The 23,220-nt window shown below is 72.0% G+C and carries 22 protein-coding genes; 6 read left to right on the plus strand and 16 right to left on the minus strand.

Going from position 1 to position 23,220, the window contains the following annotated elements; genetic code table 11:
- Positions 1-52: 52 nt before the first annotated feature.
- Positions 53-685 carry a sulfite oxidase-like oxidoreductase gene (locus ABZ725_RS39100; protein WP_351912477.1) on the minus strand — a complete coding sequence of 211 codons (633 nt, stop codon included), beginning with the start codon at positions 683-685 and terminating at the stop codon, positions 53-55.
- A 198-nt stretch (positions 686-883) separates the two neighbouring features.
- Here ABZ725_RS39100 and bfr point away from each other — a divergent pair, with 198 nt between their 5' ends.
- The gene (gene bfr / locus ABZ725_RS39105) at positions 884-1,363 is read left to right on the plus strand and encodes a bacterioferritin (RefSeq protein WP_351912475.1); all 480 of its coding nucleotides are present in this window, start codon (positions 884-886) and stop codon (positions 1,361-1,363) included.
- A 20-nt stretch (positions 1,364-1,383) separates the two neighbouring features.
- Here the strand turns inward: bfr and ABZ725_RS39110 are convergent, their stop codons facing one another.
- Both ABZ725_RS39110 and ABZ725_RS39115 read right to left on the minus strand, forming a co-directional pair.
- Positions 1,384-1,608 carry a (2Fe-2S)-binding protein gene (locus tag ABZ725_RS39110; protein WP_351912473.1) on the minus strand — a complete coding sequence of 75 codons (225 nt, stop codon included), beginning with the start codon at positions 1,606-1,608 and terminating at the stop codon, positions 1,384-1,386.
- A gap of 133 nt (positions 1,609-1,741) precedes the next feature.
- Positions 1,742-3,094 carry a class II 3-deoxy-7-phosphoheptulonate synthase gene (locus tag ABZ725_RS39115; protein ID WP_351912471.1) on the minus strand — a complete coding sequence of 451 codons (1,353 nt, stop codon included), beginning with the start codon at positions 3,092-3,094 and terminating at the stop codon, positions 1,742-1,744.
- Between the two features lie 107 nt (positions 3,095-3,201).
- Here ABZ725_RS39115 and ABZ725_RS39120 point away from each other — a divergent pair, with 107 nt between their 5' ends.
- Together ABZ725_RS39120 and ABZ725_RS39125 are read left to right on the plus strand one after the other, a co-directional pair.
- Positions 3,202-3,258, plus strand: coding sequence for a trp operon leader peptide (locus tag ABZ725_RS39120; RefSeq protein WP_078912442.1), 57 nt, complete (start codon positions 3,202-3,204; stop codon positions 3,256-3,258).
- A gap of 104 nt (positions 3,259-3,362) precedes the next feature.
- Positions 3,363-5,222, plus strand: a complete 1,860-nt coding sequence (locus tag ABZ725_RS39125; RefSeq protein ID WP_358807150.1) for an anthranilate synthase family protein — start codon at positions 3,363-3,365, stop codon at positions 5,220-5,222.
- 51 nt (positions 5,223-5,273) lie between these two features.
- Here ABZ725_RS39125 and ABZ725_RS39130 read toward each other — a convergent pair whose 3' ends face one another.
- The 7 genes from ABZ725_RS39130 to ABZ725_RS39160 form a co-directional block, all read right to left on the minus strand.
- Complete coding sequence (locus ABZ725_RS39130) at positions 5,274-6,131, minus strand: hypothetical protein (protein WP_358807151.1); 858 nt, start codon at positions 6,129-6,131, stop codon at positions 5,274-5,276.
- A 10-nt stretch (positions 6,132-6,141) separates the two neighbouring features.
- Complete coding sequence (locus tag ABZ725_RS39135) at positions 6,142-6,480, minus strand: hypothetical protein (protein WP_358807152.1); 339 nt, start codon at positions 6,478-6,480, stop codon at positions 6,142-6,144.
- A 29-nt stretch (positions 6,481-6,509) separates the two neighbouring features.
- Entirely contained in the window at positions 6,510-10,199 is a 3,690-nt protein-coding gene (locus ABZ725_RS39140; RefSeq protein ID WP_358807153.1) for a CHAT domain-containing protein, read from the minus strand.
- 35 nt (positions 10,200-10,234) lie between these two features.
- A complete protein-coding gene (locus ABZ725_RS39145) occupies positions 10,235-11,263 on the minus strand; it encodes a 6-phosphofructokinase (protein ID WP_358807154.1) in 1,029 nt (342 codons plus the stop codon).
- Positions 11,264-11,316: 53 nt separating this feature from the next.
- The gene (locus ABZ725_RS39150) at positions 11,317-11,964 is read right to left on the minus strand and encodes a response regulator transcription factor (RefSeq protein ID WP_358807215.1); all 648 of its coding nucleotides are present in this window, start codon (positions 11,962-11,964) and stop codon (positions 11,317-11,319) included.
- Positions 11,965-12,038: 74 nt separating this feature from the next.
- On the minus strand, positions 12,039-13,289 hold the full coding sequence (locus ABZ725_RS39155; protein WP_358807155.1) for a DUF5931 domain-containing protein: 1,251 nt from the start codon (positions 13,287-13,289) through the stop codon (positions 12,039-12,041).
- 45 nt (positions 13,290-13,334) lie between these two features.
- Positions 13,335-14,111, minus strand: a complete 777-nt coding sequence (locus ABZ725_RS39160) for a lysophospholipid acyltransferase family protein (RefSeq protein ID WP_358807156.1) — start codon at positions 14,109-14,111, stop codon at positions 13,335-13,337.
- Positions 14,112-14,271: 160 nt separating this feature from the next.
- Here ABZ725_RS39160 and ABZ725_RS39165 point away from each other — a divergent pair, with 160 nt between their 5' ends.
- Both ABZ725_RS39165 and ABZ725_RS39170 read left to right on the plus strand, forming a co-directional pair.
- Entirely contained in the window at positions 14,272-15,051 is a 780-nt protein-coding gene (locus ABZ725_RS39165) for an alpha/beta fold hydrolase (RefSeq protein WP_358807157.1), read from the plus strand.
- The gene (locus ABZ725_RS39170; RefSeq protein WP_358807158.1) at positions 15,044-15,745 is read left to right on the plus strand and encodes a hypothetical protein; all 702 of its coding nucleotides are present in this window, start codon (positions 15,044-15,046) and stop codon (positions 15,743-15,745) included. The genes ABZ725_RS39165 and ABZ725_RS39170 overlap by 8 nt, the downstream gene beginning before the upstream one ends.
- 164 nt (positions 15,746-15,909) lie before the next feature.
- Here ABZ725_RS39170 and ABZ725_RS39175 read toward each other — a convergent pair whose 3' ends face one another.
- From ABZ725_RS39175 to ABZ725_RS39200, 6 genes are all read right to left on the minus strand, one after another.
- Positions 15,910-16,656: an endonuclease/exonuclease/phosphatase family protein gene (locus ABZ725_RS39175; protein WP_358807159.1), complete on the minus strand. Its 747-nt coding sequence runs from the start codon at positions 16,654-16,656 to the stop codon at positions 15,910-15,912.
- 127 nt (positions 16,657-16,783) lie between these two features.
- Complete coding sequence (locus ABZ725_RS39180) at positions 16,784-17,737, minus strand: ROK family glucokinase (RefSeq protein WP_358807160.1); 954 nt, start codon at positions 17,735-17,737, stop codon at positions 16,784-16,786.
- Between the two features lie 67 nt (positions 17,738-17,804).
- Positions 17,805-18,335, minus strand: a complete 531-nt coding sequence (locus ABZ725_RS39185) for a DUF5304 domain-containing protein (protein WP_358807161.1) — start codon at positions 18,333-18,335, stop codon at positions 17,805-17,807.
- Between the two features lie 107 nt (positions 18,336-18,442).
- Entirely contained in the window at positions 18,443-19,606 is a 1,164-nt protein-coding gene (locus ABZ725_RS39190; protein ID WP_358807162.1) for an ArsA-related P-loop ATPase, read from the minus strand.
- A gap of 103 nt (positions 19,607-19,709) precedes the next feature.
- Complete coding sequence (locus ABZ725_RS39195) at positions 19,710-20,174, minus strand: SRPBCC family protein (protein ID WP_351912444.1); 465 nt, start codon at positions 20,172-20,174, stop codon at positions 19,710-19,712.
- A gap of 149 nt (positions 20,175-20,323) precedes the next feature.
- Positions 20,324-21,079, minus strand: coding sequence for a metallophosphoesterase (locus ABZ725_RS39200; RefSeq protein ID WP_358807216.1), 756 nt, complete (start codon positions 21,077-21,079; stop codon positions 20,324-20,326).
- A gap of 339 nt (positions 21,080-21,418) precedes the next feature.
- On the opposite strand from ABZ725_RS39200, the gene ABZ725_RS39205 reads away from it, so the two are divergent.
- The gene (locus ABZ725_RS39205) at positions 21,419-23,215 is read left to right on the plus strand and encodes an AMP-dependent synthetase/ligase (protein WP_358807163.1); all 1,797 of its coding nucleotides are present in this window, start codon (positions 21,419-21,421) and stop codon (positions 23,213-23,215) included.
- Positions 23,216-23,220 lie beyond the last annotated feature (5 nt).

Genomic DNA, 23,220 nt, shown 5'->3' on the forward strand with positions numbered 1-23,220 from the left:
GATTGTCGTGGTACCCGGCGAAAAGCCTACCGGCCCGCGACACCCCGGCGCCTCAGAGCTCCGGCCCGTCCCCCGGCACCTCCTGGTAGGAGTACCGCTGTTCCTTCCAGGGGTCGCCGATGTTGTGGTAGCCGCGCTCCTCCCAGAAGCCGCGGCGGTCGGCGGTCATGTACTCGATGCCGCGGACCCACTTGGGGCCCTTCCAGGCGTAGAGGTGCGGGACGACCAGGCGGAGCGGGAAGCCGTGTTCGGCGGTGAGCAGCTCGCCGTCCTTGTGGGTGGCGAAAATCGTGCGCTCGGCGGCGAAGTCGACGAGGCGCAGGTTCGAGCTGAAGCCGTACTCGGCCCACACCATCACATGGGTGACGTTCGGCGCGGGCGGCGCGATCTCCAGGATCGTCCGGGCGGGGATGCCGCCCCATTCGGCGCCGAGCATGCTGAACTTCGTCACGCAGTGCAGATCGGCCATGACGGAGGCGTACGGAAGGGCCGTGAACTCCTCGTGGTTCCAGGAGCTCTTCTCACCGTCGGCGGTAGCGCCGAAGACCCTGAAGTCCCAGCGTTCGGGCCGGAACTTGGGCACCGGACCGTAGTGGGTGACCGGCCAGCCGCGCTGCAGTCGCTGTCCCGGCGGAAGTTCTGACACTGCTTCTTCCCCAGATTCGCGCTCCACCGGCTGACCCATGACTCCATCCTGACAGACCCGCGACGGTGCACATGACCAGCCATGACCGCCCATATCCAGAATCGGGCAACTGCTACTAAGCATGCACTAACTTACTAAGTACGCACTTACTGGACGATCTTCGGCACCGGTGAAATCATGCGGCGGAACCTCCCCGAATTCCCCACCCCGAATTCCCATGCGGAAGGAGCCTCTGCGATGCAGGGCGACCCCGAGGTCATCGAGTTCCTCAACGAGCAGCTCACCGGTGAGCTGACCGCGATCAACCAGTACTTCCTCCACGCCAAGATGCAGGAGAACTTCGGCTGGACGAAGCTCGCGAAGTACACCCGGCACGAATCGTTCGACGAGATGAAGCACGCCGAGGTGCTCACCGACCGAATTCTGTTCCTGGACGGGCTGCCGAACTACCAGCGGCTGTTCCATGTGCGGATCGGTCAGACGGTCAAGGAGATGTTCGAGGCCGACCGGAAGATCGAGGTCGAGGCGATCGACCGCCTGAAGCGCGGTATCAAGGTGATGCGCGAAAAGGGCGATGTGACGTCCGCGAACATCTTCGAGTCGATCCTCGAGGACGAGGAGCACCACATCGACTACCTCGACACGCAGCTGGAGCTGGTGGAGAAGCTCGGCGAGGCGCTGTACATCGCACAGCTGATCGAGCAGCCGGAGAGCTGAAGCCCCGGGCGGTTCGCAGGCTAAGCGGCTTCCTCGAGGTCGGTGAGGACCGGCCGGCCCTGGTCGGCCAGCTCACGGCGCGGGCATGCGCCTCGGCCGAGGATGGCCTGAATTCGACGTACGCACGAGCCGCAGTCCGTTCCGGCCTTGCAGGCCGAGGCGATCTGGCGGGGCGTGCAGGCGCCGTCGTCCACGTGCTTCTGGACCTGCGCTTCAGTCACTCCGAAGCAGCTGCAGACGTACACGCGGACTCACCTCCCGCCGAGATCAATAAGGCTAACCTAACCTTACCCGGAGCCCGGCGAGCGCAAAAGTGCGGTGGGGCGCGGATCCTATGTGATCCGCGCCCCACCGCACAGGTAGGTAATGGGCCAGGAGCTACTGGTCCCTGTACATCTCGGCCACGAGGAACGCCAGGTCCAGGGACTGGCTGCGGTTCAGTCGCGGGTCGCAGGCGGTCTCGTAGCGCTGGTGGAGGTCGTCGACGAAGATCTCGTCGCCGCCGCCCACGCACTCGGTGACATCGTCGCCGGTCAGCTCGACATGGATGCCGCCCGGGTGGGTGCCAAGGCCCTTGTGGACCTCGAAGAAGCCCTTGACCTCGTCGAGCACATCGTCGAACCGGCGGGTCTTGTGACCCGAGGCCGCCTCGTAGGTGTTGCCGTGCATCGGGTCGGTGATCCAGGCGACGGTCGCGCCCGAGGCGCTGACCTTCTCGACCAGCTCGGGCAGCTTGTCGCGGACCTTGTCGGCGCCCATACGGACGATGAAGGTCAGCCGACCCGGCTCGCGGTCGGGGTCCAGGCGCTCGATGTACTGCAGCGCCTCCTCGGCCGTGGTCGTCGGGCCGAGCTTGATGCCGATCGGGTTGCGGATCTTCGAGGCGAACTCGATGTGCGCGTGGTCCAGCTGCCGGGTGCGCTCGCCGATCCACACCATGTGCGCGGAGACGTCGTACAGCCGGCCGGTGCGGGAGTCGACACGGGTGAGCGCGGACTCGTAGTCGAGCAGCAGCGCCTCGTGCGAGGAGTAGAACTCGACCGTCTTGAACTCCTCCGGGTCGGCCCCGCAGGCGTGCATGAAGTTGAGTGCCTGGTCGATCTCGCGGGCGAGCTGCTCGTAGCGCTGCCCGGACGGGGACGACTTCACGAAGTCCTGGTTCCAGGCGTGCACCTGGCGCAGGTCGGCGTAGCCGCCGGTGGTGAAGGCGCGCACCAGGTTGAGCGTGGAGGCGGACGCGTTGTACATCCGCTTCAGCCGCTCGGGGTCCGGGATACGGGACGCCTCGTCGAACTCGAAGCCGTTGACCGAGTCGCCCCGGTACGTCGGCAGGGTCACGCCGTCACGGGTCTCGGTGCCCTTGGAGCGCGGCTTGGAGTACTGGCCGGCGATCCGGCCGACCTTGACGACCGGCACGGAGGCCGCGTACGTCAGCACCGCGCCCATCTGCAGCAGCGTCTTCAGCTTGTTGCGGATGTGGTCGGCGGACACCGCGTCGAAGGCCTCGGCGCAGTCGCCGCCCTGGAGGAGGAACGCCTCTCCCTTGGCGACGGCCGCCATCCGGGCGCGCAGCTGGTCGCACTCGCCCGCGAAGACGAGCGGCGGATACGACTCGAGGTCCGCGATCACTGCGCGCAGAGCCTCGGTGTCGGGGTACTCGGGCTGCTGCGCCGCGGGCAGGTCTCGCCAGGTGTTGCCAGCGCTCGCGCTGGTCTTAGCGTTCACGGTCACGCCCTCAACATTACGGGGTCGTGTCGAGTCGTTTTCGCATCGGCTCGACAGGTGAGACGCAGGTTCGCTCAGGTGTGCGCGGGATCGCGTGCGGTAGGGTGCGTCGCATGTTCGCGCTTTCGACCCAGAACTGGTGGTGGACCGCTCATCCGGCGGCCCACTGACTGCGCGTACGCAAGACTTCGCGAAGGCCGCCCGAGGGGCGGCCTTCGGTGTTTCCGGGGCCGTTCCCTCTCCGTCGACGAGATCGAGAAGGAATCCGAACCCGATGAACCTGCCGGACCTGCTGCACGACCCCCGCCCCTTCGCCCTGCTCCGCCGCCGCACCCCCGGCCGCGACGAGCACACCGTCGAACTGCTCCTCGGCCCGGTCGCCTCCTACGACCGCCTCGCCGACCTCCCCGACGAGGGCCTCGCGCTCGTCCCGTTCCGGCAGATCCGCGAGCGCGGCTTCGACGTCCGGGACGACGGGACGCCGCTGGCGGTGCTGACGCCCGAGGAGACGTACGAGATCCCGCTGGCCCAAGCGCTGGCCCAGCTCCCCTCCCATGACGTCCAGGTCCGCTCCGGCGGCTTCGACGTCGACGACGACGAGTACGGCGAGATCGTCGGGCGGGTGCTGCGGGACGAGATCGGGCGGGGCGAGGGCGCCAACTTCGTGATCCGGCGGACGTACGAGGGGGAGATCCCGGGGTTCGGGCGGGCCGACGCCCTCGCGCTCTTCCGGCGGCTCCTCGAAGGCGAGCGCGGCGCCTACTGGACGTTCGTCGTGCACACCGGGGACCGGACGCTGGTGGGGGCCAGCCCCGAGGTGCATGTACGGATGTCCGGCGGCACGGTCGTCATGAACCCGATCAGCGGGACCTACCGGTATCCCGCCGAGGGTCCGACGCCCGAGCACCTGCTGGACTTCCTCGCCGACGGCAAGGAGATCGAGGAGCTGTGCATGGTCGTCGACGAGGAGCTCAAGATGATGTGCACCGTCGGCGACATGGGCGGGGTGGTGATCGGCCCCCGGCTCAAGGAGATGGCGCATCTCGCGCACACGGAGTACGAGCTGCGCGGCAGGTCCTCGCTGGATGTGCGGGAGGTCCTGAAGGAGACCATGTTCGCGGCGACCGTCACCGGCTCGCCCGTGCAGAACGCCTGTCGGGTCATCGAGCGGCACGAGGTCGGCGGGCGCGGCTACTACGCGGGCGCGCTGGCGCTGCTCGGCCGGGACTCCGGCGGCGCGCAGACCCTCGACTCCCCCATCCTCATCCGCACCGCCGACATCGACGCGGCCGGGCGGCTGCGGGTGCCGGTCGGCGCCACGCTCGTCCGCGGCTCGGATCCGGCGGGCGAGGTCGCGGAGACGCACGCCAAGGCGGCGGGCGTGCTGGCCGCCCTGGGCGTACGGCCGTCCCGCCCGCGCGCGGAGCACACGCGCGTGCGTCTCGCCGACGACCCACGCGTGCGTGCCGCGCTCGACGGACGCCGCGCCTCGCTCGCGCCGTTCTGGCTGCGGATGCAGGACCGCTCCGCGGAGCTCACCGGACACGCCCTGGTCGTCGACGGCGAGGACACCTTCACGGCGATGCTCGGGCACGTGCTGCGCTCCAGCGGGCTGGACGTGACCGTCCGGCGCTACGACGAGCCCGGGCTGCGGGAGGCGGTGCTCGGACACGAGGGGCCTGTGGTGCTGGGGCCCGGTCCCGGCGACCCGTCCGACCTGGCCGATCCCAAGATGCGGTTCCTGCGGGAGCTGACCGCCCGGGTGCTCCGGGCGCACCGGCACGGCGTCCTCGGCGTCTGCCTCGGGCACGAGCTGATCGCGGCGGAGCTGGGGCTGGACATCGTCCGCAAGGAGGTGCCGTATCAGGGGGCGCAGACGACCGTGGACCTGTTCGGGCGGGCGGAGACCGTCGGGTTCTACAACAGCTTCGTGGCCTCCTGCGACGACGAGACCGCCCGCGAGCTGGGCGCGCACGGCATCGAGGTGAGCCGGGCCGCGAACGGGGAGGTGCATGCCCTGCGGGGGCCCGGGGTCGCGGGTGTGCAGTTCCATCCGGAGTCGGTGCTGACGCTGAACGGGGCGGCGGTCGTACGGGAGCTGGTGGGCCGGGTGCGGCAGACGAGCGCCTTGTAGCCGACGAAGGTTCGACGAGGGCTCGACGAGGGTTCGGCGAAGGCTCCTCGGCTACAGGCCGCGGCGCAGGCGCTCCGTCAGTGCCCTGCCCTGCTGCGGTGCGGGGCGGGGTTCCGCGAGGCGGGTGAGGAGGCGGTCGAGGTGGAGGTCGACGGTCGATTCGACGAGTTCGGCGTACGCCTCGGCCGCGAGCGCGGCCCGGTGCCGGGAGACGGCCACCACGGCCAGCGCGATCAGCGCGGCCGGCCACCACAGGACCGCGAGCAGCAGGTACAGCAACGCCCAGCCGCCCAGGGCGAACGCCGTGTCGAGGCGGGCCCGGGTGTCGGTGAGGGTGTCTCGGGTGGCCGTGGGGAGGATGAGCCAGAGGCGGGGCCAGACGGTGGCGAGGTCGATGCCGTACTCGTTGTCCAGGCGGACGGCGGGGGCGCGGAGCCGGTCGCCGAGCCGGGTGGGGTGCTCGGGCGGGATCAGGGCGACGGCGTTGCGGCGGGCGGCCGAGGCCGGGTCGCCGCCTTGGTGATGGGCGTCGTCCGCGGCCCGCCAGGCGGTGGCGCGGCGGGCGGTCAGCCGGGCGGAGAGGGCGGCGAAGGGCCGTGGCCAGGGGCCGCACAGGGCGCGTTCGACGGGCGCGGCGAGCGCCTGGGCGACCGCGCCGACGCCGGCGGAGAGGGGCACGGCGGCGAGAACGAGCAGGACCGCGCGGACGGCGAGGCTGTTCTGCCGGTCCGGCTCCCCCTCGGTGAGCCCGGCGAAGCCGTCCCACAGGACGCGCCAGTCGTGCCAGTCGCCCTGGCCCAGCCGCACGGCGACCGCGGCGGCCAGCAGATAGGCCAGGCCGGGCAGGACGAGCAGGGTGAACCATCGCTCGGCCAGCTTCCGGCCCAGCTCGGCGAGGAACCCCGTCACCGGGTGTCCCTCACGCGTCCGCGACGAAGGTCAGCACACGCTCGTGGACGAGGCACTCGGGCGGGCCCTGTCCGGCGCGGCGCAGCTCGACCCGGTGGCAGGCCCCGACCGGGCACAGATAGCTGCCGCGCACCGGCGGGCCGGGGGCGCCGACGGGCGTGGGGGCGCGGGCCAGCAGCGGGGCGGTGAGGGTGACGTCGAGGGAAGCGAGCACCTCGCCGATGTCCGCGCCCTCGCGCAACCGCCGTACCGCCTGTTCGAGGGCCGCCCGCCGGGGTCCGCTCAGCAGCCGCAGGGTCGCCAACTCCCGGCAGAACTCGGCGTGCAGATCGTCGTCCGCTGTTTCCACGACGACGATCGTAGAGTCCCTCGCCCGGCTCACGCCCCGGAATGCACATGCGCGGCCCAGCTCAGCGGGCGGTCCGGGTGGCGGGCGCGCAGCCGGCCGACCGCGTGGTGGAGGGCGAGGGCGGCGGGCGGGGCGCCGGGGTCCGCGTCCTTCAGGGTCTCGTACACGGCCTGCGCGATCTCCGCCGACGATTCGTCGTCCACCCGCCACAGGGTGCCGATCACCTGGGAGAAGCCCGCGAGTTGGAGCGATCCGGCGAGGTGCAGCGCCTCGTCGGGCAGCCGGGCGCCGCCCACGGCGGTCTCGCACGCGGAGAGGTAGGCGAACTGGGCGCCGGGCAGATGGAGTCGGGAGATGTCCAGGACCGAGAGCTCCCCGTCGGGCAGCAACAGCCGTCCGCGGGAGGGCTGTTCGAGGTCCTGGACGCCGTGGCAGGCGAAGTGCGCCCATGAGTGTGCGGCGAGCGCGGTGCGTACGGCGTCGACCTGCGCCGCGTCCCCGGTGAGCAGGGTGCCGCCGACCGCCGCGCGGGTCAGGTCGGCCTCGCGCAGGGCGCCGGGAAGCGGTGCCTGGCCGTCGAGTTCGGGGACGGCGACGATCAGCGGGCGGGCTTCGGCCGCCGAGCCGGCGCGGGCCCGGAGCAGGGGGGCGACGCCCGGCGTGTAGGAGGACACCACCCGGTCCGGTACCTCGCCCGCCGCGTGCAGCGGCAGGAAGGACAGCGCTCCGGAGGGGCACCACCACAGGCGGGGCGGGTCCTCGCCGGGCGCGGGCGGGCCGGTGATGCCGAGGGCGTCGAGGACCGGTTCGGCGACCGTGCGCCAGAGCCAGTCGAGGATGTCCAGGGCGGCCTGTTCGGCGAAGGCGCGGGCCAGGCCGGAGCGGGCGGCGGCGGCCACGGCCCGGACCAGCGTCTCGCCGCGCTCCCTGGCCTCGGCCTCGGAGAAGTCCGGCAACCGCACGCCCTTGAGACCGGCGCCGTCGAGCACCAGCGCGTAGCTGAGGTTCATCGGGCCGCCGGTGACCATGACGACCGGCCCCTGCTCCCCGGCCCGCAGCAACTGCCCTGCCCGGGGCGGGCGCAGGAAGTCCTGGAAGCCGTCGAGGGCGCGGATCTCGTCCAGGGCCTCCTGCCACTCGCGGGCGAGCCGGTGGCGGCGGTCCGCCTCCTCGCCCGCCATGCCGTGGCCGGGAATCCGGTCCAGTTCCCGGCGCAGGGCGTCGAGCCGGGCGGCCGACTCCGGGTGCGCGGCGGCCAGTCCGTCGGTCTCGGTCCGCGTTTCCAGGATCTGGGCGGCGAGCACGCCGCGCCCCGCCTCCAGCAGTTCCAGCGCTTCGAGGGGCCGTCCGGCGGCCAGCGCGATCATCGCGGCGAAAGAGCCGGCCCGCCCCATCCTGCCGAGCATCTCCTCCTGGTCGGACCGGTCGACCCCGCGCCAGGCGAGCAACGGCAGCGTCTCCATCATGGTGCGGACCGCGGCCAGGGACCGCTCCGCGTCCCCGATGGCCCGTGCCACGATGGCGAGTTGCAGCGCGGCGGTCGCACGGACCTGCGCGGGCTGCCCCGGGTCGGCGGCGAGTTCGGCGTTGACGGCGAGGGACTCGTCCCGGACGGCTTCGGAGGAGCCGCCGGCGCCAAGGGTCGTGGTGAGGATCCGGGAGAGCACGGTGAGGGCCTGGCCGCGGCGCGGCTCGCCGGGCGGCAGCAGGCGTACGGCCGTGCGCGCCGCCTCCAGGGCCCGATCGAGGTCGGCGCGGTCGCCGCCGCTCGCGTGGCGCGCCCACAGGGCGTGCGCCAGGTCGCCGTGCAGGACGAAGTCGGCGCGCCGCGACTCCTGCGGCACTTCCCGCAGGACGGCTTCGTAGTGGCGTACGGCGGTGTCGGCGGCCTCGATGTCGGCGCCGGGCGGCTGGGCGCGGGCCAGCAGGATCCCGCCGAGGGCGATCAGCAGGTGGCCGCGCAAGGCGTGGCCGGGGCCGGCGGCAGCCAGGGCCCGCTCCACGAGCCGCTGTCCGCGGTCGAGGTCGGTGGTGTCCGAGGTCTGGCGGGCGTGCTCGACGATCAGGCCGACCAGATTGCCCAGGATCACGGGTTGTTCGGCGACGAAGTCGGGGGTCTCCCTCTGCAGCCACTCCGCCGCGTCGATCGCCTCGCGCAGGGAGGCGAGGTGCCGGGTCCGGCCGTGCCGCTCGACCAGCGCCGCGACGAGGGAGCCCGGCAGTTGCGGGGGCACGTCGGCGCCCGGCGGCAGCACGGCGGCGCCCTCGCGGCAGCAGGCGATCGCCTCGTCGAGCAGGGCCAGGTCGGCGGTGGCCCGGTAGCGGTGCACGAGCACCTCGGCGAGCCGGGCCAGCGCACGGGCCCGGTCCCCGGCGTCGTCGGCGCGGGCCAGCGAGCGGCGGGCGGCGTCCTCGGCGGGCCCGTGCCGCTGCGGGCGGCTCGCTTCGCCGGTGGCGAGCAGCAGGTCGGCGAGGGCGCCGATGACCTGGCTGTCCTCGGCGTGGGCGGCGCCTGGGGCGGTCTGCCGAGTCATCGTGGCCAGGGCCCGCTCGACCGGCTCGATGCGGCCGGACTCGCGGTACTCGTGCAGCGCGGCGGTGCCGTAGGAGGTGAGCGCCTCGTGCTCGGCCGGCCCGGTGGACAGTCCCTCGGCCATCAGGGCCAGGGCGTGCCGGCGGTCGGCGCTGTCTCCGCGCATCTGGTAGCGGTACTGGAGGTGCCGGCCCAGATCGGCGGCGTACTGCCCCGGATCGAGGGCGTGCAGTTCCACGTAGGCCGCGATGGTCTCGTCCAGGATCTCCGGGTCGCGGCGGCGGGCGAAGCGCTGGGCGAGCAGACCGGCGTACTCGTGCCGGTACCCGTGCTGGAGGCGGTGGTACTCGGGATGGCGCATGATCGCGCGCTGCAGGTCCAGGGCCTCGTCGAGCAGTTCGACGTCCTTGGTGTCCTGGACGGTGGCGGTGAGGAGGGCGCCGACCGTCATCCCCGCCTGGGCCAGCCAGGCGAAGCTCGCCGGGTCCAGCGGGGCGAGCGCGGCCCGGGCCAGGTCGACGGCGTCGTGGAGGAGGGCGGGGTCCCGCAGGCGGAGCGAGCGGCCGGTCATCAGCTGGGCGAGGCGGGCGCCGCGCTCGGCCCGTTCCGCCTCGGTGGCCAGGTCGAGTGCGGCGCGGGCGTGGCTGACGGCGACGTCCTCGTCGGCGGGGTCGCCGCTCGCCCTGAAGCGCCGTCCCGCGAGGACGGCGAGGAGTTCGTGGACCTTGCCGCGGGCCGTGTCGCTGGGCGCCGGGCCGTCCAGAGCGCGGGTGCCGAAGATCAGGGCGGTCTCCAGGCACCAGCGACGCAGCCACTGCGCAGTGCGGTCCGATTCGGAATGGGCGGCGTGTTTGGCCCCCATCCGGGCGGCGAGGCCGGCCGCCTGTGCGTCGACGGGCGCCGACGGGTCGAAGAACCAGCGCAGGGCCGGCGGCACGGGCACCGGAACCACGCGGTGCAGCACGGCGCTCGCGAGGAGGCTGACCGTGAGCTCCGGTGCGTCGTCTCCCCCGCCGGCGGCCGCCTCGGACGCCTCCTTGCACAGCGTGGCGAGCGAGCGGAGCTGCGCGAACTCCGGGGTCGGCGGGGCCTTGCCGTCGCGTACGGCGGGCCAGACGGCGGCAAGTGTCTCCGCCTCGGCCTCCACTAACGCGGGCAGGCCCGGCGACTTCCACGATCCGGCCACGAACTCCCCTTTTCCCATGGCGACTTGACGCCCTGTCAGCCGAAGAACACCCCGACTTCCGCGTACAGTGTCGGGTCCACCGTCTTCAGCCGTGCCGTCGCCTCGGCGATCGGTACCCGGACGATATCCGTGCCGCGCAGGGCGACCATCTTGCCGAAGTCGCCCTCGTGGACGGCGTCGACGGCGTGCAGGCCGAAGCGGGTGGCGAGCCAGCGGTCGAAGGCGCTCGGCGTGCCGCCGCGCTGGACGTGGCCGAGCACCGTCGTACGGGCCTCCTGCCCCGTCCGCCGCTCGATCTCCTTGGCGAGCCACTCGCCGACGCCGGACAGCCGGACGTGTCCGAAGGGGTCCAGCGACCCGTCCTTCAGCACCACGTCGCCGTCCTTGGGCATCGCGCCCTCGGCGACGACCACGATCGGGGCGTACGAGGACCGGAAGCGGGAGGTCACCCAGGCGCACACCTGCTCGACGTCGAAGCGCTGCTCGGGGATGAGGATGACGTTGGCCCCGCCCGCCAGGCCCGAGTGGAGGGCGATCCAGCCGGCGTGCCGGCCCATCACCTCGACGACCAGGACCCGCATATGGGACTCGGCGGTGGTGTGCAGCCGGTCGATGGCCTCGGTCGCGATGCCGACGGCGGTGTCGAAGCCGAAGGTGTAGTCGGTGGCGGACAGGTCGTTGTCGATGGTCTTCGGGACGCCGACGCAGGGCACCGCGTACTCGTCCCAGAGCCGGGCGGCGACGCCGAGGGTGTCCTCGCCGCCGATGGTGACGAGCGCCTCGATCCGCTGCTCGGCGAGGGTCTCCCTGATGCGGCGGACGCCGTCCTCCTCCTTGAGGGGGTTGGTCCGCGAGGAGCCGAGGATGGTGCCGCCGCGGGGCAGGATGCCGCGCACGGCGGGGATGTCGAGGCGGACCGACCTCTTGGTGAGGAGGCCCCGCCAGCCGTCCCGGAAACCGACGAACTCATGGCCGTACTCCTGGACGCCCTTGCGGACGACCGCCCGGATGACGGCGTTGAGGCCGGGGCAGTCCCCGCCTCCGGTCAGTACTCCTACGCGCATGGAAGTTTCCCTTCGCCGCGGTTGTCCGACGAAGAGTCAGTTTTGCGCGCCCCTCACTCGTCGTCGAGGCCTCGCTCTATCGCGTACCGGACGAGCTCCACCCGGTTGTGCAGCTGGAGTTTGCCGAGGGTGTTCTGGACGTGGTTCTGGACCGTGCGGTGGGAGATGACGAGGCGTTCGGCGATCTGCTTGTAGCTCAGGCCCTTGGCGACCATGCGCAGCACCTCGGTCTCCCGGTCGGTCAGCCGCGGCGCGTTCGGCTCGCCGCCGCCGGCGGCGGGGCCGGGGTCGGAGGCCAGCCTGCGGTACTCGCCCAGCACCAGACCGGCCAGGCCCGGAGTGAACACCGGGTCGCCGACGGCCGTCCGGCGCACCGCGTCCAGCAGTTCCTCGGTGGACGCCGACTTCAGCAGGTAGCCGGTCGCGCCGGACTTCACCGCCTCCAGCACATCGGCGTGCTCGCCGCTCGCCGACAGCACGAGGACCCGCAGCGCCGGGTTCGCGGCGACGACCTCCTTGCACACCTGGACGCCCGGCTTCGCGGGCAGGTTCAGGTCCAGCACGAGCACGTCGGGCGTGGTGGCCTTGGCGCGGCGCACGGCCTGCTCGCCGTCGCCTGCGGTGGCGACGACGTCGAAGCCGGACTCCGCGAGGTCCCGGGCGACCGCCTCGCGCCACATGGGGTGGTCGTCGACCACCATGACCTTGATCGGTCCCTGTTCCCGGCTCGGTTCGCGGCTCTGTTCCCGGCTCGCTTCCCGGCTCGCTTCCTGGCTCATGGCTGCCCCGCCTTCCCCCGCCGCTTCACGTTCTTCTCCTTCGGCGCCTTCGGTACCGTCAGTTCGACCTCCGTGCCCTGCCCCGGAGTCGAGATCAGCTCGGCGCTGCCGCCGAGGTCGCGCAGTCGGCCGCGGATCGACTGGGCGACCCCGAGCCGCCCCTCGCCCTCGGCCTGCGCGAGCCGCCCGTCCGGGATGCCCGGCCCGTCGTCCCGCACGGTGACGATCACCGTGTCGGGCTCGTCCTCGACCAGGATCCAGGCCCGGGCGTCCTCCCCGGCATGCCTGCGGACGTTGTCCAGGGCGGCCCCGACCGCCGAGGCCAGCTCCCGCGCGGCGGGCCCGGGCAGCAGGACCGGGGCGCCGGGGTCGGCGAGGTTGACGCGGGCCGCGGCGAAGGGGGCGAGCAGCGCGCGCAGATCGAGCGGACCGCTCTCCTGCGCCGGCTCCCGCGGCTCTTCCTCCACCGCGTACACGACGGCGCCGTCGGCCGCGTCCTGCGACACCCGGGAGATCGGCACCAGACCGCCGGAGACCAGCGTGCGCAGCGCGACCTCCTGCTCGCCCGCCATCCGGCCCAGCTCGGCCGCCTCGCCGCCGATCACCGCCCCGCGCCGCTGCACCATGGCCAGCACCTGGAGCACGCTGTCGTGGATGTCCCGGGCGAGCCGCTCCCGTTCCCGGGTCGCCGCCTCGATCTCCAGGGCGCGGGCGAGGGTGCGCTCGGAGGCGCGGGCGACCTCGACGACATAGCCGATGGCGATGGAGGCCACCCATACGAGGATCACGTTGTGGACGGTGTCGCGGGCCGGGGTGCCGCGCTCGACCAGGTTGGTCACGGCGACCGCGGAGGAGGCGAAGGCCGCCCAGCGCCAGCCGCCCTTGATGGCGAACGCCAGGACGGAACCGGCGGTCCATATCGACGGCAGCGTCGGACCGCCCGACTGGATGCGCTCATGGGTGTCGGCGACGGTCGTGAGCATGATGCCGGTGAGCGCGACGGTGAGGTCCGCGGCGAGGAACCGCTTGGTGCAGCTGGCCGCGTTCGCGACCCTGGGCAGGGTGGCCACCGTCCACACGAACAGGACGCAGTAGTAGGCGACGGCGACCCAGGGGCGCTCGAACCCGTCGTAGGCGGTGGCGAAGAACCCCACCGCGTACAGCATGGTGAGCACCCGGTAGCCGGCGAGCGCGCGCCACAGCGGCAGCTCCACCGACATGGTCATGACTCTCTCGCGTTTGGCCATCCCGATCTCGTCCCCCGTCCCCCGAGCCCGCCCCCGGACTGCCGACTACTTCTCTTGCCCTCTGTCTTTGTCCGCCTGGTCCTTCTCGGCCTGCGCGAGGGCCGCCTTCGCCGCCTTCTCCGCCGCCTTCTCCGCTTCCTTCTCGGCCTTCGCCGCCTCCGCGATCTGCCGCTTGGCGGCGGTCGCGTATATGTCGACGTACTCCTGACCGGACAGCTTCATGATCTCGTACATGACCTCGTCGGTCAGCGCGCGCAGTACGAAGCGGTCGTGGTCCATGCCCTGATAGCGGCTGAAGTCCAGCGGTCTGCCGATCCGGATGCCGGGCCGCATGATCTTCGGGAGGACCTTCCCCGGCGGCTGGATCTTCTCGGTGTCGATCATCGCGACCGGGATCACGGGCGCGCCGGTGGCGAGCGCCACGCGCGCGAGGCCGCCCGGTTTGCCGCGGTAGAGCCGGCCGTCGGGCGAGCGCGTGCCCTCCGGGTAGATGCCGAACAGCTCGCCGCTCTCCAGCACCTCGACGCCGCTCCTGATGGCGGCCTCGCCGGCGCCGCGTCCGCCGGAACGATCCACCGGGAGCTGGCCGACGCCCCTGAAGAAGGCGGCCGTCAGCCGTCCCTTCACACCGGGCGTGGTGAAGTACTCGGCTTTCGCGATGAAGGTGACCTTGCGGTCGAGGACCGCGGGCAGGAAGAACGAGTCGGAGAAGGACAGGTGGTTGCTCGCCAGGATCGCGGGGCCCTCGGCGGGAATGTTCTCCAGGCCTTCCACCCAGGGCCGGAAGGTGACCTTCAGCGGTCCCCCGATAGCGACCTTCATCGCGCCGTACAACAAGCGAGTGCCTCCTGTTTGTGTCGCTCAGACCTTAACCCGCCCGTGGCGGCAAAGGCTCCGACGACCCTGGTCGGTGTCAGTGGGGTCGCGTACGGTGAAGCAGACGTCCCTCCCATGAAGAACAGACGAAGACAGGAGACCGAAGGTGCCGGTCCTTCCTGGAGCCGAGCCGTACCGCCATGAGGGCGGGGAGGTCGGGGTGCTCCTCTGTCACGGCTTCACCGGTTCCCCGCAGTCGCTGCGCCCATGGGCGCAGTACCTGGCCGAACAGGGCCTGACGGTCTCGCTGCCGCTGCTGCCCGGCCACGGCACGCGCTGGGAGGACATGGCGCTCACCGGCTGGCAGGACTGGTACGCGGAGGTGGACCGCGAGCTGCGCGCCCTGCGCCGGCGGTGCGCGAAGGTGTTCGTGGTCGGCCTGTCCATGGGCGGCGCGCTGGCGCTGCGGCTGGCCGCGAAGCAGGGCGCGGGGGTGGAGGGCGTGATCGTCGTCAACCCCGCGAACAAGGTGCACGGACTGTCCGCGTACGCCCTTCCGGTGGCCCGCCATGTCGTCCGCACGACGAAGGGCATCTCGAGCGACATCGCGAAGCAGGACGTGCTGGAGAAGGGGTACGACCGCGTGCCCCTGCACTCGGCGCACTCCCTGCGGACCTTCCTGCGGCTGGTCGACGGCGAGCTGCCGCAGGTCACCCAGCCGCTGCTGCTTCTGCACAGCGTGCAGGACCATGTGGTGCCGCCGGCCGACTCGGCCCGGATCCTCGGCCGGGTGTCGTCCACGGACGTGACCGAGATCCTGCTGGAACAGAGCTACCACGTGGCAACGTTGGACCACGATGCGGACCGGATCTTCGAGGAGAGCTACGCGTTCATCGCCCGGATCGCGCCCAGTGTCGGCAAGGAAGGGACGGCCGTAGGTGGCTGAGCACGACTCCGACCGCGAGGACCGGGAGAACCGGGACGAGCGGGACGGGCGGGACGGGCTGGACGCCCGTCAGGGCGGCGAGCCGGAAGAGCAGAGCGTGCCCTTCGACGAGGCCGCCGCGTGGGCGGCGATCGTCGCGGGGTACGGCGAGGAACCGGTGGACCCGCCGGGGGCCAAGCCGTTCAAGTCGGTCGAGGACCTCGCGCTGCTCGAGGCCGTGACGAACGACGACGGGCCGGAAGCCGGGCCGGAAGGCACGAAGGAACACGCGAAGGAATCGACACCGGAATCGGGGCCGGAATCGGGCATAGAGCCCACTCCGGACCCGGTCGAGGAGCAGAAACCGGCCAAGCCGCTCGGGAGTTCGATCGCCTTCGCACCCGGCGTCGGCCCCCGCGACTACACCACCCCCGAGCCGGCGGAGGAGGACTTCGACGAGGACGACGAGGGTCACTTCGTTCCGCCGGAGCCGCCGCCGCTGCCCGCCGCGGACGCCACGGCCAAGTTCGCCTGGCTCGGGGTGATCGGCGGGCCGCTCCTGCTGCTGCTCGCGGTGCTGCTGGGCTGGGAGATGACGTGGTGGCTGACGACCGTCGGCATCGGCGGCTTCCTCGGCGGCTTCGCCACGCTGGTGATGCGGATGAAGACGGACGACGAGGACGACCAGGACCCGGGGCGGGGCGCGGTCGTCTAGACGGCGGGGATTCCGAGGCCGGCGGGGATTCTGAGGGCGGCGAGGACCGGCAGGTGATCCGTGGCCGCCCTCAGGGCAGAACCTCCCGATGCCTCCTCGCACTGCTCGGCCCCGGGGGCCTCGCAGGCTTCGGGCGGCTGCGCCGGACTCCGTCCGTCGGGGGGTCAGGTTGCGGGCACGCGCAGCGCGGCCAGCACGGGCAGGTGATCCGTGGCCGCCCTCAGGGCGTCCTCGGTGATACCGGGGAGTCCGGTGGGCACCCCGCAGCCCAGTACCTCCACGCCCTTGGTGGCGAAGATCGCGTCGATACGGCGGTCGGGGCCGGTGGCGGGGAAGGTGTGCTCGGCGCCCCAGGGAGCGGCGGTGCGGCAGTCCCGCAGGACGGTGGTCAGACGGCCGAAGGTGCGTCCGTCGGGGCGCTCGTTGAGGTCGCCGCCCGCGACCGCGTGTTCCACGCCCATCCCCGCGAGCCGGTCGAGAAGCATCCCGCCCTGCTGGTAGCGCTCCCCCCGCTCCAGACTCAGATGGCAGCTGAGGACGCCGAGGCGAGCGCCCGCGATCCGGACGACCGCGGTGGCGAAACCGCGGCGGTGGCGCCCGGGGGTGAGGGGCAGGAGGACGTCCTCGGCGCGCTCGACGGTGGCGCGCAGGTTGCAGAGGATCGCGGGGCCCGCTGCCGTGCCGCCGCCGGTCAGGATCACCAGGTCGGTGGCCGCGGCCAGGCGGGCGAGTTTCTTGCGCCACCGGAAGAAGAGGGGGGCTTCCTGGATGAGGACGAGGTCGGGGGCGCAGGCGGAGACGACGCGGGCGAGGGCGTCGGTGTCGTCGCGCATCGAGCGGATGTTGTAGGTCAGGACCCGGATGACTGCCGAACCGTCAGGCTCGGTGCGGGAGTTGGGGAGCGGCGTCATGTTGATCAATTTACGCCCATTGGCGCGGGGCGCGAGGTTTGTGTGCGACTGCCGGTTCCGTCGTGGCTTGTCGCGCAGTTCCCCGCGCCCCTGGGTGGGCTCGGTCACGCTGCCCGAAAAGTGATCCCTACATGATCGGGTCGGGCTCTCTCGCCAGGTCCGCCGCTCCGACCAGGCCCGCCTTGTTGCCGAGTTGGGCTGCGATCACCTCGGCGACCGGGCGCCAGTTGCCGCCGACCAGCCAGCGCTTGTAGGACTTACGGATCGGGTCGAGGACCAGTTCGCCCTCGTCGGAGAGGCCGCCGCCGACGATGAAGGCGGAGGGGTCGAAGAGGGAGGCGAGGTCGGCGAGGCCCGCGCCGGCCCAGCGGGCGAGCTCGCGGTAGGAGTCGACGGCGACCGCGTCGCCCTGGCGGGCGGCCATGGAGATGTGCTTGCCCTCGATGCCGTCCGGGCTGCCGTCGCCCAGGCCGAGCAGGACCTCGGCGTTCTCCGGGGTGGCGTTGGCGCGCTGCTTGGCGTACCGCACCAGCGCGCGGCCGGAGGCGTACTGCTCCCAGCAGCCCTGTGAGCCGCAGCCGCACAGCAGGCCGTCCGGCACCATGCGGATGTGGCCGAACTCGGCGGCGACGCCGAAGTGGCCGCGGCGCAGCTTGTTGCCGATGATGATGCCGCCGCCGAGGCCAGTGCCGAGGGTGATGCAGATGACGTTGCGGTGGCCCTTGCCCGCGCCGAACTTGTACTCGCCCCACGCCGCGGCGTTGGCGTCGTTCTCGACGACGACGGGGAGACCCACGCGGGCCTCGACCTTCTCCTTCAGCGGCTCGTTGCGCCAGTCGATGTTGGGCGCGAAGTAGACCTCCGAGCGCTGGCGGTTGACATAGCCGGCGGCTCCGATGCCCACGCCGACGATCTCGTGCCCGGCGCGCGCGCCCTCCACGGCGGAGGCGATGGCGTCCACGATCCCCTCGGGCGTGCCCGGGGTCGGCACCTTGTACGTCGAGAGGATGTTGCCTTCCTCATCGACCACGCCGGCCGCGATCTTCGTGCCGCCGATGTCGACGCCGATGGTGAGTCCCATGAATCCCTCAGTTTCGGTCGAGCCCCGCTACGGCCAACCGTACCCGAGGCCCTGCCGTGGAAGGGCTTCAGTCCAAGTCGATGCGCTGGCCGGGACCGGTGTCGTCGCCACCGTCACGGCCGCCGTCGCGGGGGGTGTCCCGGGGGTCGTTCGCCCCGGTCGTCCAGCGTCGTTCCTGGGTCTGGACCGCCGAGCGGTAGGCGGCGAGGAGTTCGGTGCCGGCTGCCGCGAGGTGGTCGAAGACGTCGGGGTTGCGCTCGATGACGGGCTCCACGACGGCCTTGGCCTGCTGGACGACCTGGCGGACCACCTGCTCGGCGGCGGGTCCGGCGACCGCGCCGAGCAGCGGGGACTGCAGCGAGGACAGCTTGTCGCCGACGGCGTCGACCAGCTTGCGCAGTTCCTCGGCGGCCGAGCCCTGGGGCCGGCCGTACTCGGCGCGGCGGCGGGCCTTCTCCGCCGCCAGGTCCTCGGCGGCGGCGGTGGCCCAGGCGTCGGCGTCGCTCACCCGGGGCTGCTCGTCGAACGGCCGCTCGTCGAAGCCTGCTGTCCCGGCGGGCTCCCCGGCGGCGTCGGGCGTGGGGCGCTCTTCGCTCATGACGGACTCCTGATGACTCCTGGTGGACGACACCTGACGGACGACACCTGATCGACGACCCGGCTACCGCTCGTCTCTACGACGTTACCCGAACGGCGGTATATCGCTCACGTCGTCCGCGGCCACAGCCCGGGGTCGGGGGCGAACCGCACGCACAGCTCGCCGTCGCGCAGGGCGGCGCCGTCGACGGTGCAGCGGCGCAGGACGGAGGGCAGCGGGACGATGCGGCGGAACGGCCCGGCGGTCACCACGAGTTCGTCGCCGCGCCGGATGAGGTCGAGCTCGTCCCGTATGGCGCCGGGCAGCGGGAGGTGCCAGACGAGGACGCCGTCCTGGGCGAGCCGGTCGGCGACGGGCCACTCGACCGGGGAGGCTGCCGGGTTGACGGCGGGCACGGTGAGCGCGGCGAGGTCGTCGGCGCCCCGGGGATCGTGTCCGAGGTGGGCGACGCGGTGGGCGTCGCCCCACTCCCCCAGCGTCTTGTGCTGCTGGGCGACGAGTCCGGTGAGCAGGCCGGTGTCCGCGGCCTCCTCGGGCAGGACGCGGTTGGCGACGAGGGATTCGACGGGCAGGGCGCGCAGGGCGAGGCCGAGGCGGGCGTCGCGGACGGCGTCGGCGCCGGCCGGTCCGGGCTCGGCGACCAGGCGGACGGCGGTGTCGCGGTCGGCGAGGACGGCCTCGACGGCGGCCAGCTCGGTGTCCCAGCGGGCCGTCGTCTCGTACAGCCACTCGGCGGGCATCGGCACGCCGGCGAGGCGGCCGAGCATGGGGCGCAGGGCGCGGGCGGCCTGGCGTTCCGGCGGGAGGAGTCGGCGCAGGTAGCGGCGCAGTTCCTCGGGGAGCGCCAGCAGGGCCAGGGCCTGTGGGGCGGGCGGCAGGTCGACGACGAGAAGGTCGTGGGCCTCGGCGAGGGCGGCGTCCCGCAGGGCGCGCAGCAGGGTCAGCTCCTCGGCGCCGGGGAGCGGGGTGACCTCCTCCGGGTCCAGCCGGGAGGCCCCGAGCAGGTCGAGGACGGTGGTGGCGCGGTCCTGGAAGCCGGTGAGGTCGTCCCGGAAGCCGGCGGCGGCGTCGGGACGCCAGGCGGTGAGGTGCGGGGTGACCCGCACGGGGCTCGCTCCGGTGCGTACCCCGAGCGCGGCGCCCAGGGTGTCGGTGCGGTCTGCGCTGAGGACGAGAGTGCGGGACCCTCCGGCGGCTGCCTGGTGTGCGGTGGCGGCCGCGACTGTCGTACGGCCGCTGCCGCCGGGGCCGGTGATCAGGAGGGTGCGCATGAGGGTGAACGGTAACCGAGGTCGGAGGGCCCTCCCGACCTGCTGCTCCCGGCCCTCGGCCCGCTGCTCCCCGGCCGCCGGCCCGGCGCCGCCCGGCTTCGGCCTACTTCTCGGTCGCCTCGGCGCCCGTGTCCCCCGACTCCACGCGCTTCTTCAGGCCCGCGAGCGCACGGTCGATGATGACCTTCTCGGCCTTGCGCTTGATCATGCCCAGCATGGGGATCTTGACGTCCACGGTCAGCTGGTAGGTGACCTCGGTCGCGCCCCCGCCGGCCGGCTTGAGGAGGTAGGAGCCGTCGAGCTGGCGCAGCATCTGGGACTTCACCAGCGTCCAGGACACCTCGTGCTGTCCGGTCCAGGTGTAGCCCAGGACCTGGTCGTCCTTGATGGCGCCGGCGTCCATGACCAGGCGGACCTGTTCGGCGCGGCCCTGGTCGTCCTTCTTCAGGACCTCCGCCTGCTTCACCTCTCCGGTCCAGTCCGGGTAGCGGGCGAAGTCGGCGATCACCGCCATGACATCGGCCGGTGCCGCCTCGATCGTGATGCTCGAGCTGGTGTGTTCCGCCATCGCCGTGGCTCCTCCGGATGCGGGCCGGTCAGGGTAGAGAAGAGGACACCGTGTGCCGGCCGTGGGCGCACGTGTGTGCAGCGTGAAGGCTACCGCGCGCCCGACCGGCCGCTTTCACCAGGAGTGGGTCGCCGTCGGGCCGGCGGCGGTCACCACTCCAGGGCCCATGGCTTCCCGCTGCCCGCGAAGTGCCCCACGTTCACGCATTCGGTCGCCCCGATCCGCATCCGGGGCGCGAGCGGCTGGTGGACGTGGCCGAAGAGCGAGTAGCGGGGGCGGGTGCGGCGGATCGCGTCCAGCAGGGCCCGGCTGCCGCGTTCGAAGCGGCGGGCCACGGTGTCGTAGACGAGTTCCGGCACCTCCGGCGGGATGTGGGTGCACAGCACGTCCACCTCGCCGACCGCCTCGATCTTCGCCGCGTACTCCTCGTCGCTGATCTCGTACGGCGTGCGCATGGGTGTGCGCAGGCCGCCGCCGACGAAGCCGAAGACAAGGCCGCCGATCTCCGCCCGCTCCCCGTCGAGGACGGTCGTGCCCGGCCCGGCGAACTCGGACCACAGCTGGGGCATGTCGACGTTGCCGTAGGTGGCGTAGGTCGGGGTGGGGAACGCCGGGAACAGCTCGGCGTACTGCTTGCGCACCGCCTGCTCGATCAGCTGGGCCCGGTCGCCGTCGATGCCGCCCCACAGTCGGCCGCCCAGCTCACGGGCCTCCTCGAAGCGGCGGGCGGTGCGCAGTTCGACGAGGCGGTCGGCGTTCTCCACGCCGAAGAGGTCGGGGAATATTCCGCGGGAGTGGTCGGCGTAGTCCAGGAACAGCACCAGGTCGCCCAGGCAGATCAGCGCGTCCGCGCCTTCTCCGGCCCGGGCCAGGTCGCGCGCGTTGCCGTGCACGTCGCTGACCACATGAATGCGTGTCCTGCGGTTGCCGGACGGTGTGGATGCCATGTCGATCAAGGGTAGGCGTGTGCGGCATACGTGAACAGTGGCGACCGGGATACCGGTTACTGGCCAGTCAGTAAAGCTGTGGACTACTGTCAGCCAGGAAACACCAATCTGTGTGACGCAGCGAACATCTCGTCGGACCCCCCTGTCGAAGGGGCCATACCGGCGGGTAACGTCCAGGCAGTCCAGTCGTGCTCAGGATTTCAACTACCGAGATGCCCGAGTGCATGCCCGACCCTTGGACCGCACCGTCGCATCACACAACGTCGTGGCGCCGGCGCCCTATGAGGAGCAGCAGTCTTGCGCGAGTTCAGCCTTCCGGCTTTGTACGAGGTCCCCGCGGACGGCAATCTGACCGACATCGTCCGCAGAAACGCCGCGCAGCATCCCGACGTCGCCGTCATCGCCCGCAAGGTGGGCGGCGCCTGGCAGGACGTGACGGCCACGGCCTTCCTGGCCGAGGTGCACGCCGCCGCCAAGGGCCTCATCGCCTCCGGCGTCCAGCCCGGCGATCGCGTCGGCCTGATGTCGCGGACCCGCTACGAGTGGACGCTGCTCGACTTCGCGATCTGGTGCGCGGGCGCGGTCACCGTGCCGGTGTACGACACCAGCTCCCCGGAGCAGGTGTCGTGGATCCTCGCCGACTCGGGTGCGACCGCCCTCGTCGTCGAGCTCGACGCCCATGCGGCGGCCGTCGAGTCGGTGCGCGAGTCGCTGCCGGCGCTCAAGCACGTCTGGCAGATCGAGGCCGGCGGCGTCGAGGAGCTGGGGCGGCTCGGCAAGGACGTCTCCGACAAGGCGGTCGAGGAGCGCAGCTCGCTGGCGAAGGCCGACGACCCGGCGACCATCGTCTACACGTCGGGCACGACCGGCCGGCCCAAGGGCTGTGTGCTCACCCACCGCAGCTTCTTCGCCGAGTGCGGAAACGTCGTCGAGCGCCTGCGGCCGCTGTTCCGCACCGGCGAGTGCAGCGTGCTGCTCTTCCTGCCGCTCGCGCACGTGTTCGGCCGGCTGGTGCAGATCGCCCCGATGATGGCGCCGATCAAGCTGGGCACCGTCCCGGACATCAAGAACCTCACGGACGAGCTGGCGGCCTTCCGGCCGACGCTGATCCTGGGCGTGCCGCGGGTCTTCGAGAAGGTCTACAACTCGGCGCGCGCCAAGGCGCAGGCCGACGGCAAGGGCGCGATCTTCGACAAGGCCGCGGACACCGCGATCGCGTACAGCAAGGCGCTGGAGCTGCCGGCGGGCCCGCCGCTCGCTCTGCGGATCAAGCACAAGGTGTTCGACAAGCTGGTCTACAGCAAGCTGCGCGCGGTCCTCGGCGGCAAGGGCGAGTACGCGATCTCCGGCGGCGCGCCGCTGGGCGAGCGGCTCGGTCACTTCTTCCGCGGCATCGGCTTCACGGTCCTGGAGGGCTACGGCCTGACGGAGTCCTGCGCGGCCACCGCCTTCAACCCCTGGGACCGGCAGAAGATCGGCACGGTCGGTCAGCCGCTGCCGGGCTCGGTCGTGCGCATCGCGGACGACGGGGAGGTGCTGCTGCACGGTGAGCACCTGTTCAAGGAGTACTGGAACAACCCGGGCGCGACCGCCGAGGCGCTGGCCGACGGCTGGTTCCACACCGGTGACATCGGCACCCTCGACGAGGACGGCTACCTCAGGATCACCGGCCGCAAGAAGGAGATCATCGTCACCGCGGGCGGCAAGAACGTCGCTCCGGCCGTGATCGAGGACCGGATCCGGGCGCACGCGCTGGTCGCGGAGTGCATGGTGGTGGGCGACGGGCGGCCGTTCGTGGGCGCGCTGGTCACCATCGACCCGGAGTTCCTGGGCCGTTGGGCCGAAGAGCACGGCAAGCCCGCGGGTTCGACCGCGGCGTCGCTGCGCGACGACGCCGATCTGCTGGCTGAGATCCAGTCGGCGATCGACGACGGCAACGCCGCGGTCTCGAAGGCGGAATCGGTGCGGAAGTTCCGCATTCTCTCCTCCCAGTTCACGGAGGACTCGGGCCACCTCACGCCGTCGCTCAAGCTCAAGCGCAACGTGGTGGCGAAGGACTATGCGAGCGAGATCGAGGCGATCTACGCCAAGTAGTACAG

Origin of the sequence: Streptomyces sp. NPDC006872, assembly GCF_040635845.1 — a bacterium.
In the GTDB taxonomy this organism is placed as follows: domain Bacteria; phylum Actinomycetota; class Actinomycetes; order Streptomycetales; family Streptomycetaceae; genus Streptomyces.

Coding starts and splice junctions, on each gene's coding strand:
- ABZ725_RS39195 (WP_351912444.1), bottom strand. CDS start 20,174: ATGGCGGAACACACCAGCTCGAGCATCACGATCGAGGCGGCACCGGCC.
- ABZ725_RS39185 (WP_358807161.1), bottom strand. CDS start 18,335: ATGAGCGAAGAGCGCCCCACGCCCGACGCCGCCGGGGAGCCCGCCGGG.
- ABZ725_RS39100 (WP_351912477.1), bottom strand. CDS start 685: ATGGGTCAGCCGGTGGAGCGCGAATCTGGGGAAGAAGCAGTGTCAGAA.
- ABZ725_RS39155 (WP_358807155.1), bottom strand. CDS start 13,289: ATGGCCAAACGCGAGAGAGTCATGACCATGTCGGTGGAGCTGCCGCTG.
- bfr (WP_351912475.1), top strand. CDS start 884: ATGCAGGGCGACCCCGAGGTCATCGAGTTCCTCAACGAGCAGCTCACC.
- ABZ725_RS39190 (WP_358807162.1), bottom strand. CDS start 19,606: ATGCGCACCCTCCTGATCACCGGCCCCGGCGGCAGCGGCCGTACGACA.
- ABZ725_RS39160 (WP_358807156.1), bottom strand. CDS start 14,111: ATGAAGGTCGCTATCGGGGGACCGCTGAAGGTCACCTTCCGGCCCTGG.
- ABZ725_RS39150 (WP_358807215.1), bottom strand. CDS start 11,964: ATGGTGGTCGACGACCACCCCATGTGGCGCGAGGCGGTCGCCCGGGAC.
- ABZ725_RS39175 (WP_358807159.1), bottom strand. CDS start 16,656: ATGACGCCGCTCCCCAACTCCCGCACCGAGCCTGACGGTTCGGCAGTC.
- ABZ725_RS39180 (WP_358807160.1), bottom strand. CDS start 17,737: ATGGGACTCACCATCGGCGTCGACATCGGCGGCACGAAGATCGCGGCC.
- ABZ725_RS39125 (WP_358807150.1), top strand. CDS start 3,363: ATGAACCTGCCGGACCTGCTGCACGACCCCCGCCCCTTCGCCCTGCTC.
- ABZ725_RS39145 (WP_358807154.1), bottom strand. CDS start 11,263: ATGCGCGTAGGAGTACTGACCGGAGGCGGGGACTGCCCCGGCCTCAAC.